Source organism: Rhizobacter sp. P2_H3 (assembly GCF_056403355.1).
This window is the reverse complement of record NZ_JBFUFQ010000196.1, coordinates 1-10,779: the sequence shown is the minus strand read 5'-3', so window position 1 is coordinate 10,779 and position 10,779 is coordinate 1. Positions and strand designations below refer to the sequence as shown.

The 10,779-nt window shown below is 70.8% G+C and carries 9 protein-coding genes; all 9 read right to left on the bottom strand.

The features are described 5' to 3' along the window. Positions 1 to 432: cell division protein FtsQ/DivIB (locus AC1D1T_RS25195; protein ID WP_477992699.1), on the bottom strand; the 432-nt coding region annotated here is incomplete at its 3' end. Between the two features lie 17 nt (positions 433 to 449). Beyond that, positions 450 to 1,436, bottom strand: a complete 987-nt coding sequence (locus AC1D1T_RS25190; RefSeq protein WP_477827078.1) for a D-alanine--D-alanine ligase — start codon at positions 1,434 to 1,436, stop codon at positions 450 to 452. Next, positions 1,436 to 2,854: a UDP-N-acetylmuramate--L-alanine ligase gene (murC, locus tag AC1D1T_RS25185; RefSeq protein WP_465114049.1), complete on the bottom strand. Its 1,419-nt coding sequence runs from the start codon at positions 2,852 to 2,854 to the stop codon at positions 1,436 to 1,438. Before murC ends, AC1D1T_RS25190 begins: the two co-directional genes overlap by 1 nt. Before the next feature lie 79 nt (positions 2,855 to 2,933). Beyond that, the gene (murG, locus tag AC1D1T_RS25180) at positions 2,934 to 4,016 is read right to left on the bottom strand and encodes an undecaprenyldiphospho-muramoylpentapeptide beta-N-acetylglucosaminyltransferase (RefSeq protein WP_047505743.1); all 1,083 of its coding nucleotides are present in this window, start codon (positions 4,014 to 4,016) and stop codon (positions 2,934 to 2,936) included. Next, positions 4,013 to 5,272, bottom strand: coding sequence for a putative lipid II flippase FtsW (gene ftsW, locus AC1D1T_RS25175; RefSeq protein ID WP_047505741.1), 1,260 nt, complete (start codon positions 5,270 to 5,272; stop codon positions 4,013 to 4,015). The genes murG and ftsW overlap by 4 nt, the downstream gene beginning before the upstream one ends. Further along, entirely contained in the window at positions 5,269 to 7,167 is a 1,899-nt protein-coding gene (gene murD, locus AC1D1T_RS25170; protein ID WP_477992698.1) for a UDP-N-acetylmuramoyl-L-alanine--D-glutamate ligase, read from the bottom strand. The genes ftsW and murD overlap by 4 nt, the downstream gene beginning before the upstream one ends. A gap of 7 nt (positions 7,168 to 7,174) precedes the next feature. Then, entirely contained in the window at positions 7,175 to 8,356 is a 1,182-nt protein-coding gene (gene mraY, locus AC1D1T_RS25165; RefSeq protein ID WP_477842261.1) for a phospho-N-acetylmuramoyl-pentapeptide-transferase, read from the bottom strand. Further along, on the bottom strand, positions 8,346 to 9,767 hold the full coding sequence (locus AC1D1T_RS25160) for a UDP-N-acetylmuramoyl-tripeptide--D-alanyl-D-alanine ligase (protein ID WP_477992700.1): 1,422 nt from the start codon (positions 9,765 to 9,767) through the stop codon (positions 8,346 to 8,348). Before AC1D1T_RS25160 ends, mraY begins: the two co-directional genes overlap by 11 nt. Further along, positions 9,767 to 10,779 (bottom strand): Mur ligase family protein (locus AC1D1T_RS25155; protein WP_477992697.1); only part of this gene is annotated, 1,013 nt, incomplete at its 5' end. The genes AC1D1T_RS25155 and AC1D1T_RS25160, both read right to left, overlap by 1 nt.

Genomic DNA, 10,779 nt, shown 5'->3' with positions numbered 1-10,779 from the left:
GGCCTCGAACACCTCGCCCTCGGTGTTGACCAGCTTGTCGCCGTCGTCCTGCGACCACAGCGCCGCGGCGCGGTGCTCCTGCAGCGACACCGCGATCCGGTTCGGCCACACGCGGCGCACGATCGCGTGGCGCACCCACGGCACCGATTCGAAGGCGCGCTGGCCGCGCCCGAGGTCGAACGTGAAGAAGTTGCCGGCGAGCTGCGGCAACGCATTGGCGCGGATCGTCGACACGCTGTTGCGTGCGAGGTCGCCCTCGACGCGGATCGCGCGGATCGCGAACACCGGCTGGCGCGACAGCCACAGCATCAGCAGCGCCATGAAGATCGCCGCGGCCAGCACGAACAACGCCGACGCGCTGGCGTTGAGCAGGCGCACGTCCACCGGCAGCTCGGCGGCCGGTGTGCGGTGGAGTGCGGCGGTGTGGCGCATCGTGGTGTCGGTGGCGTTCAGGCTCGCTGGCTGTCCAGCGTCGCGAGCGACGCGAGGTGCAGGCACAGCTGCTCGTAGCTGATGCCCGCGGCCTTGGCCGACATCGGCACCAGCGAGTGCGAGGTCATGCCCGGCGAGGTGTTCATCTCGAGCAGGAACGGCTGGTTGTCGCGCTTGCGGATCATCAGGTCGGCACGGCCCCAGCCGCGGCAGCCCAGCGTGCGATAGGCCTGCACGACGATGCGCTGGATCTCGGCCTCCAGCGCGGCATCGAGCCCGCTCGGCACGTGGTACTTGACGACGTCGGTGAAGTACTTGTTCTGGTAGTCGTAGGCGCCCTCGGGCGCGGCGATGCGGATCACCGGCAGCGCCTGCGCACCAGCCCCCTGGCCGAGCACCGGGCACGTCACTTCGGCACCGTCGATGAACTCCTCGCACAGCACGTCGGGGTCGTACTTCGCCGACAGCGCGACCGCATCGGCCATGTCGGAGTAGCCCTGCACCTTGCTGACGCCGATCGACGAGCCCTCGCGCGGCGGCTTCACGATCAGCGGCAGCCCGAGCTCGTCGGGCACCGCCTGCACCTGCGCACGGTCCTGGCGATCGGGCGCGAGCCACACGTAGCGCGGCGTCGGCAGGCCGTCGGCGAGCCAGATGCGCTTGGTCATCACCTTGTCCATCGCGATCGCCGAGGCCATCACGCCGGAGCCGGTGTACGGCACGCCCAGCAGTTCGAGCGCGCCCTGCACCGTGCCGTCTTCGCCGTGGCGGCCGTGCAGCGCGATGAAGCAGCGCGCGAAGCCTTCGTGCTTCAGCTCGGCGAGTTCGCGCTCGGCCGGGTCGAAGGCGTGCGCATCGACGCCCTGCGATTGCAACGCGGTCAACACGCCGCCGCCCGACAGCAGCGAGATGTCGCGCTCGGCGGAGCTGCCGCCCAGCAGCACGGCGACCTTGCCGAGCGTCTTCGGATCGATGGGGACTTTCGGGTTCAACGGGCTGGACATCACACGCCCTCCTTCAACAGTTCGAGCACCTGGCCCGGCACGGCGCCGATCGAGCCGGCGCCCATCGCGATCACGACATCGCCGTCGCGGGCCTGCGCGGCGATCGTCTCGGGCATCTGCGCGATGTCGTCGACGAAGATCGGATCGACCTTGCCCGCCACGCGCAGCGCGCGCGCCAGCGAGCGGCCGTCTGCCGCGACGATCGGCGCCTCGCCGGCGGCATACACCTCGGCCAGCAGCACCGCATCGGCGCTGCCCATCACCTTGACGAAATCCTCGAAGCAGTCGCGCGTGCGGGTGTAGCGGTGCGGCTGGAACGCGATCACCAGCCGGCGGCCCGGGAAGGCGCCGCGCGCCGCCGCGATCACCGCGGCCATCTCGACCGGGTGGTGGCCGTAGTCGTCGATCAGCGTGAAGTGGCCGCCACCGTTGGCGCTGCGCGCCGCCGGGTCGCCATAGCGCTGGAAGCGCCGGCCGACACCGCGGAACTCGGCCAGCGCCTTGACGAGCGGCGCGTCCGGCAGCTCCAGCTCGGTCGCGACCGCGACGGCCGCGAGCGCGTTCAGCACGTTGTGCTCGCCCGGCAGGTTCAGCGTGATCGCGATGTCCGGCAGCACGACGCCGTTGCGGCGCTGCACCGTGAAGCGCATCTGCCCGCCCGGCAGCGCCTGCACGTCGACCGCGCGCACCTGCACGTCGGGTCCGAGCCCGTAGGTGACGACCGGGCGCGACACCATCGGGATGATCGAGCGCACGCCGGGGTCGTCGCCGCACAGGATGGCCGCGCCGTAGAACGGCATGCGGTGCAGGAATTCGACAAAGGCCGACTTCAGCTTCGCGAAGTCGTGCCCGTAGGTGTCCATGTGGTCGGCATCGATGTTGGTGACGACCGACAACACCGGCAGCAGGTTCAGGAACGAGGCGTCCGACTCGTCGGCCTCGACGACGATGTAGTCGCCCGAGCCGAGCCGCGAGTTCGCGCCGGCCGCGTTCAGCTTGCCGCCGATCACGAAGGTCGGGTCGACGCCGGCCTCGGCCAGCACGCTGGTGACCAGCGAGGTGGTGGTCGTCTTGCCGTGCGTGCCGGCGATCGCGATGCCCTGCTTCAGGCGCATCAGCTCGGCCAGCATCACCGCGCGCGGCACCACCGGCACGCGCCGGCTGCGCGCGGCGATCACCTCGGGGTTGTCGCCCTTCACGGCAGTGGAGGTGACGACCGCCTCGGCGCCGGCGATGTGCGAGGCATCGTGGCCGACGAACACGCGGATGCCCAGCGACGCGAGGCGCTGCGAGGTGGCGCTGTCGCTCTGGTCGGAGCCGGAGACGGTGTAGCCGAGGTTGTGCAGGATCTCGGCGATGCCGCTCATGCCGGCGCCGCCCACGCCGACGAAGTGGATGTGCTTGACCGCATGCTTCATGCGTCGGCCTCCCCTTCGAGGAGGTTCTTCGTCGGCTCTCGTGGACCTTCGACGAAGTGGATTTGCTTGACGGCGTGCTTCATGCCACCAGCCTTTCGAGTTCATTCGCCACGCGCGCAGCGGCGTGGGGTCGGGCGAGGGCTCGCGCCTTCGTCGCCATCGTGTTCAGTGCATCGCGCGTCAGGCCCTTCAACAGGTCGGCCAGCCGCTGCGGGTTCAGTTCGGTTTGCGGCAGGTGCAGGCCGGCGCCGTGCTGCGCGAGCCACTCGGCGTTGTCGCGCTGGTGGCTGGTGGTGCTGACGACCAACGGCACCAGCACGCTCGCGACGCCGGCGGCGCACAGTTCGCTGACCGTCACCGCGCCGGCGCGGCAGACGATCACGTCGCAGGCCGCCAGCCGCGCGGCCATGTCATCGATGAAGGGCAGCACCTCGGCATCGATGCCGGCCGTCGCGTAGGCGGCCAGCACCGTGTCGAGCTGGGCGGCGCCGGTCTGGTGCGTGACGCGCGGCCGCTGCTCGGCCGGCAGCAGCGCGAGCGCCTGCGGCACCGTCTCGTTCAGCACCTTCGCGCCGAGGCTGCCACCGACCACCAGCACCTGCAGCGGGCCGCTGCGGCCGGCGAAGCGCTCGGCCGGTGGCGCGAGCGCCTCGATCTCGGCGCGCACCGGGTTGCCGGTCACGACGCCGAGCTTCGTCTGGTGCGCCGCCTCGCCGTCGAAGCCGAACGCGATGCGATCGGCCACCGGCAGCAGGCTCTTGTTGCTCATCAGCAGCGAGGCATCGGCGTTCACCAGCATCAGCGGCTTGTTCAGCAGCGAGGCCATCAGCCCGCCAGGGAAGCAGACGTAGCCGCCCATGCCGAGCACCGCATTCGCGCGGCGGCGGCGGATGATCTGCAGGCAGCTCCAGAACGCGCCGAGCAGCCGCAGGCCGCCGGTCAGCGTGTGCAGCAGGCCCTTGCCGCGCAGCCCGCTGAAGCTGATCGCATCCATCGGGATGCCGCTCGGCGGCACGAGCCGGTTCTCCATGCCGTGCGTGGTGCCGAGCCAGCTGACGGACCAGCCGCGGCTCTGCATCTCGCGCGCGACCGCGAGGCCCGGGATGATGTGGCCGCCGGTGCCAGCTGCCATCACGACGAGGTGCCTGGAGACCGTGCTCATGCCCGTCCCCCGCGCATCATCTGCCGGTTCTCGATGTCGACCCGCACCACGATCGCCAGTGCGACCAGGTTCATCAGGATCGCCGAGCCGCCATAGCTCATCAGCGGCAGCGTCAGCCCCTTGGTCGGCAGCACGCCCAGGTTCACGCCCATGTTGATGAAGGCCTGCCCGCCCATCCAGATGCCGATGCCCTGCGCGAACAGCCCGGCGAACACCCGGTCGAGCGCGACCGCCTGGCGGCCGATGTGGAACACCCGGCGCGACAGCCAGAAGAAGGCCGCGATCACGCAGGCCACGCCGATGAAGCCGAGCTCCTCGCCGATCACCGCGAGCAAAAAGTCGGTGTGCGCCTCCGGCAGGTAGTGCAGCTTCTCGACGCTCGAGCCGAGGCCCTGCCCCAGCACCTCGCCGCGCCCGAACGCGATCAGCGAGTGCGACAGCTGGTAGGCCTTGCCCAGCGTGTACTTCTCGTCCCACGGGTTCAGGTACGCGAAGATCCGCTCGCGCCGCCATTCGCTGAAGGTGATCATCAGCACGAACGCGCCGACCAGCACCGCGGTGATCAGGAAGAACATCCGGCCGTTGACGCCGCCAAGGAACAGGATGCCCATCGCGATCGCCGCGATCACCATGAAGGCGCCCATGTCCGGCTCGGCCAGCAGCAGCAGGCCCACCACCGCGACCGAGATCGCCATCGGCATCACCGCGCGGAAGAAGTTCTCCTTCACCTCCATCTTGCGCACCATGTAGTTGGCGGCATAGAGCGCGATGGCCAGCTTGGCCAGCTCCGACGGCTGGAAGTTCGTGAAGACCAGCGGGATCCAGCGCCGCGCGCCGTTGACGCCCTTGCCGACGTGCGGGATCAGCACCAGCACCAGCAGCAGCAGCGAGGCGGCGAACAGCCACGGCGCGAACTTCTCCCACAGGCTCACCGGCAGCTGCACGACGACCACCGCGGCGACCAGCGCGACGACGATCGACAGGATGTGGCGCACCAGGAAATGCGTCGGCGCATAGCGCGTGAACTTCGGGTTGTCGGGCAGCGCCACCGAGGCCGAATACACCATCACCATGCCGAGCGCGAGCAGCGCCACCACCACCCACACCAGCGGCTGGTCGAAGCCCTGCAGCTGCACCGGCTTGTTCGCCGACGCACCGGTCCAGTCGCGGATCGGCACCGACCCGTCGCGCTTGAACAGCGCGCGCACGCGCTCCTTCAGCGCGTCGAATCCGGAGCGGGCCGTCAAGCTGCTCATGCCTCGCTGCCCCCTTCCGCGGCGATCGCCCGCACCTCGTCGCAGAACACCTGCGCGCGGTGCGCGTAGTTGCGGAACATGTCCAGGCTCGCGCAGGCCGGGCTCAGCAGCACTGCGTCGCCGGCCTGGGCGCGCGTGAAGGCCCAGCGCGTCGCGGCCTGCAGCGTCTCGTGGCGCTCGACCGTGATGCCGGCGCCCCGCAGCGCCTGCTCGATCGCCTCGGCATCGCGGCCGATGGTCGCGACCGCGCGCACGTGCTGGCGCACCGGCGCGAGCAGCGGGCCGAAGTCCTGGCCCTTGCCGTCGCCACCGAGGATCATCACCAGCTGGCCGGGCGCCTTGTCGGCACCGAGCCCGTTGATCGCCGCGACCGTCGCGCCGACGTTCGTGCCCTTGCTGTCGTCGTAGGCCTCGACGCCCTCGACCAGCGCGACGAACTCGACACGGTGCGGCTCGCCGGCGTACTCGCGCAGGCCGTGCAGCATCGGCGCGAGCGGGCAGCCGATGGCCGTCGCCAGGGCGAGCGCCGCCAGCGCGTTGGCCGCGTTGTGGCGGCCGCGCACGCGCAGCGCGTCGGCGGGCATCAGGCGCTGGATGTGCAGCTCCTCCTCCTCGACCGCGCCCTTGCCGCGGCCCTTGGGCTTGGCGGTCTCGTCGGCCTCCATCGCGCGCACCAGCCAGGCCATGCCGTTCTCGTGGATCAGGCCGAAGTCGCCGGGGCGTTTCGGCGCGTCGAGGCCGAAGCGGACGACGTGGCGCTCGATCGGCTTCGCGAAGCGGCCTTTCCCAGGAAGGGGCGCCGGCACCATCGCCTCGACCGCCGGATCGTCGCTGTTGATCACCATCACCGCGGTCTTGCCGAAGATGCGCGCCTTCGCGCCGGCATAGGCCTTCATGTCGCCGTGCCAGTCGAGGTGGTCCTGCGTGACGTTCAGCACCGTCGCGGCGCCGGGCTCGAAGCCCTGCACGCCGTCGAGCTGGAAGCTGGACAGCTCGAGCACCCAGACCTCGGGCAACGACTCGAACACCGGGCCCGGCGGCGGCGGCGGGATCAGGTGCGGCGGCGGACCGCCCCCCATCGGCATCTCGACATCCTCGGGTACCTCGGGCGCTTCAGGCGGCAACGCGGCGATCTCCTCGACCGCGGCATCGAGCACGTCGTCGCTGATCGGATCGGTCAGCGGCTCGGTCAGCGGCTCGGCGCCTGCGTCCACCGCCGCCACGGCATCGCCCGTGACCTCGGCCGGCAGCGCCTCGGGCAGGCTCTCGGAGATCGCCTCGACGGCGTCCTCGATCACCGCATCGGCCACCGGCGCCGTCGGCGCTTCCGGCAGGTCGTCCAGCGCCGCCTCGTCCGGCAGCTCATCGACCAGCGGCGCCGGCTCGGCATCCAGCGCCTCGGCCAGCGTCTGCAGCATCGTCGGGCCGATGTTGCCGGCGGTCGCGACGCGGCGGCCGGTGCGCGAAATCAGCTGCGAGGCCATCGCCGTCGTCGTCGTCTTGCCGTTGGTGCCGGTGATCGCGATCACGCCGGGCGCATAGCCGCGCGCGGCCTTCAGGTCGGCGAGTGCGCGCGCGAACAGGTCGAGCTCGCCCTGCACCAGCACGCCGGTCTCGAACGCGAGCTTCAGCAGCGGCTCGACGCGCGGGTCGCGCGGCCCGAGGCCCGGACTCTTCAGCACCAGCTTCACGCCCTGCAGCTGCACGGGGTCCAGCGGGCCGGAGAGCAGCGTCGCGCCCGGCACGTGCTCGGCCAGCGCCGCGGCATGCGGCGGGTTCTCGCGCGAATCCCACACCTGCACCTGCGCGCCGAAGCGGGCGCACCAGCGCGCCATCGCGAGCCCCGATTCACCGAGGCCCAGCACCAGCACGTGGAGGTCTTTCAGGTGGTTCATCGGGTGTTCACCGCAGCTTCAGGCTCGCGAGCCCGACCAGGCACAGCAGCATCGTGATGATCCAGAAGCGCACGACGACCTGCGTCTCCTTCCAGCCCGACTTCTCGAAATGGTGGTGCAGCGGCGCCATCTTGAAGATGCGCCGGCCCTCGCCGTAGCGCTTCTTCGTGTACTTGAACCAGGCCACCTGCAGCATCACCGACAGCGCTTCGGCGACGAAGATGCCGCCCATGATCGCGAGCACGATCTCCTGGCGCGTGATCACCGCGATCGTGCCGAGCGCGCCGCCCAGCGACAGCGCGCCGACATCGCCCATGAAGACCTGCGCCGGGTGCGTGTTGAACCACAGGAACGCGAGCCCCGCGCCGGCCATCGCCGAGCAGAAGATCAGCAGCTCGCCCGAGCCCGGGATGTACGGGAACAGCAGGTACTTCGAGTACACCGAGCTGCCGGTGACGTAGGCGAACACGCCCAGCGCCGAGCCGACCATCACGACCGGCATGATCGCGAGGCCGTCCAGCCCGTCGGTGAAGTTCACCGCGTTGCTGCTGCCGACGATCACCAGGTAGGTCAGGATGATGAAGCCGAACACGCCCAGCGGGTAGCTGATGCTCTTGAAGAACGGCACCATCAGGTCGGCCTTGGGCGGCAGGTCGTTCGAGAAGCCGCTCTGCACCCAGCGCAGGAACAGCTCCAGCACGCGCAGGTTGGAGGTTTCCGACACGCTGAACGCGAGGTACAGCGCCGCCACCAGCCCGAGCAGCGATTGCCAGAAGTACTTCTCGCGCGAGCGCATGCCCTCGGGGTTCTTGTGCACCACCTTGCGCCAGTCGTCGACCCAGCCGATCGCGCCGAAGCCGAGCGTCACCAGCATCACGATCCAGACGAAGCGGTTGCTCCAGTCGAACCACAGCAGCGTCGAGATGCCGATGCCCAGCAGGATCAGCACGCCGCCCATCGTCGGCGTGCCGCTCTTGCTCAGGTGGGCCTGCACGCCGTACTCGCGGATCGGCTGGCCGATCTTCAGCGCGCTCAGGCGGCGGATCACCATCGGGCCGAACGCGAGGCCGATCAGCAGCGCGGTCATCGCCGCCAGCACCGCACGCATCGTCAGGTACTGGAACACCCGCAGGAACCCGAGCTGGTCGGGGTAGGCACCCTGCAACCACTGGGCAAGACTAAGCAGCATCGTTCGATCCTCTGGTGTTGCCATTGCCAGGTACTTCGGCGCCGCTGCGCTGCAGCGCGGCCACCACCTGTTCCATCTTCATGAAGCGCGAGCCCTTCACCAGCACCGCGGCACACGCCGGGGCCGCAGGCAGCGCGGCGACCAGCGCCGCCACGTCGTCGAAGTGGCGCGCACCGGCGAAGGCGTCGGCCGCGTGGCGGCTCAGCGCCCCGGCCGTCCACAGCGATTCGATGCCGCGCGCCTGCGCGAACGCGCCGATCTCGGTGTGGAAGGCCGGGCCCTGGTCACCGACCTCGCCCATGTCGCCCAGCAGCAGCCAGCGCGGGCCGGGCAGCTGCGCCAGCACCTCGATCGCGGCACGCGCCGAATCGGGGTTCGCGTTGTAGGTGTCGTCGACCAGCGTGACCGGCTGGCCGTGCACCTGGGCAGTCTTCAGCTGCGAACGGCCCTTGACCGGCTCGAACGCCGCCAGCCCCTGCACGATCGCCTCCAGCGGGCAGCCCGCGGCCAGCGCGCAGGCGGTGACGGCCAGCGCGTTCTTCACGTTGTGGCGGCCGGCGATGCGCAGGTCGGCCGCCTGGAAGCCGGCCGGGGTGTGCAGCATCAGCGACCAGTGGTCGCCGACCCACTCGGCATCGCAGGTCACGTCGGCCGCGCCCTGCAGCGCGAAGGTCAGCGTCGGGCGCGACGCGGCCAGCGCATGCCAGACCGGCGCGTAGTCGTCGTCGGCCGGGAACACCGCGACGCCGGTCGGCGGCAGCGCCTCGATCACCGTGCCGTTCTCGCGCGCCACCGCCTCGACGGTGGCCATGAACTCCTGGTGCTCGCGCTGCGCGTTGTTGACGAGCGCGACCGTCGGCGCGGTCATCGCGGCCAGCGTGGCGATCTCGCCCGGGTGGTTCATGCCGAGCTCGACCACGCCGGCGCGGTGCCAGCAGGTGTCGTCCTGGCGYAGGCGCAGCAGCGTCAGCGGCACGCCGATGTCGTTGTTGAAGTTGCCCTGCGTCGAGAACGCCGCCTCGCCGAGCCAGGCGCGCAGCACCGACGCCAGCATCTGCGTGACGGTGGTCTTGCCGTTGCTGCCGGTCACCGCGATCAGCGGCAACGCGCAGTGCGCCCGCCACGCGGCGGCCAGCTGGCCGAGCGCGGCCTTGCTGTCGGCCACCTGCAGGCCGGGCAGGCCGGTGCCGTCGGCGGCCAGGCCGCGTTCGGCGATCGCCGCGACCGCGCCGGCGGCCTGGGCCTGCGCGAGGAAGTCGTGCGCATCGAAGCGCTCGCCGCGCAGCGCGACGAACAGGTCGCCCGGCTGCAGCGTGCGGGTGTCGGAATGCACGCGCGCGATCGGCAGCGCGCCGTCGCCGACCAGCGTCGAGCCGGGCAGCAGCGCGTGGGCTTGCGCGAGCGTCATCATCATGGCGCGCTCCCTTCGTCGAGCGACGAGAGTGGTGCAGGCGCGGACGGCGCCGGCTCCGGGTCGAGCACCGCCAGCATCGCCTGCGCCTCCAGCACGTCGGAGAACGGGTGCTTGACGCCGGCAATCTCCTGCTCGGCCTCGTGGCCCTTGCCGGCAATCAGCACCACGTCGCGCCCGCCGGCGTGGTGCAGCGCGTGCGCGATCGCGGCGCGCCGGTCTTCGAGCACCGTCGCGTTCAGCGAACTGGCCATGCCCTCGACGATCTCGCGCAGGATCTGCGCCGGCGCCTCGTTGCGCGGGTTGTCGCTGGTGACGACGATGCGGTCGGCCAGCCGCTCGGCGATGCCGCCCATCAGCGGGCGCTTGGTCGCATCGCGGTTGCCGCCGCAGCCGAACACCACCCACAGCAGGCCGCCGCGTTCGCGTGCGAACGGGCGCAGTGCGTACAGCGCCTTCTCCAGCGCATCCGGCGTGTGCGCATAGTCGACCACCACCACCGGCTGGGTCGGTTCGGCGTCGACGCGCTCCATGCGCCCCGGCACCGCGCTCAGCTCGGGCACGACCGCGACGATGTCGGCCAGCGCGAGGCCCAGCGCCCGCAACCCGCCGATCACCGCCAGCAGGTTCGACACGTTGTAGTCGCCGATCAGCCGGCTGTGCACGTCGACGGCCTCGTCGCCCTCGCGCAGCGTGAAGGCGAGGCCGCCGTCGGCGTAGTGGATGTCCTGCGCGCGCAGCCGGGCCACGTCGCGCGTGCTGTAGGTCCACAGGTCGAGCCCGCCGCCGGCCAGCTCGCCGACCAGCGACGCGCCCTGCTCGTCGTCGACGTTCAGCACCGCGGCGCGCAACCCCGGCCACGAGAACAGCTGGCGTTTGGCGGCCCAGTAGGCGTCCATCGTGCCGTGGTAGTCGAGGTGGTCGCGCGTGAAGTTGGTGAACAGCGCGACCTCGACATGCGTGCCGGCCAGCCGCTGCTCGACGACACCGATCGACGAGGCCTCGATCGCGC

What these genes read in the sequence shown, in the direction of transcription:
- murG (WP_047505743.1), bottom strand. Translation starts at nt 4,016, where the DNA reads ATGAGCACGGTCTCCAGGCACCTCGTCGTGATGGCAGCTGGCACCGGC.
- murD (WP_477992698.1), bottom strand. Translation starts at nt 7,167, where the DNA reads ATGAACCACCTGAAAGACCTCCACGTGCTGGTGCTGGGCCTCGGTGAA.
- murC (WP_465114049.1), bottom strand. Translation starts at nt 2,854, where the DNA reads ATGAAGCATGCGGTCAAGCACATCCACTTCGTCGGCGTGGGCGGCGCC.
- AC1D1T_RS25190 (WP_477827078.1), bottom strand. Translation starts at nt 1,436, where the DNA reads ATGTCCAGCCCGTTGAACCCGAAAGTCCCCATCGATCCGAAGACGCTC.
- mraY (WP_477842261.1), bottom strand. Translation starts at nt 8,356, where the DNA reads ATGCTGCTTAGTCTTGCCCAGTGGTTGCAGGGTGCCTACCCCGACCAG.
- ftsW (WP_047505741.1), bottom strand. Translation starts at nt 5,272, where the DNA reads ATGAGCAGCTTGACGGCCCGCTCCGGATTCGACGCGCTGAAGGAGCGC.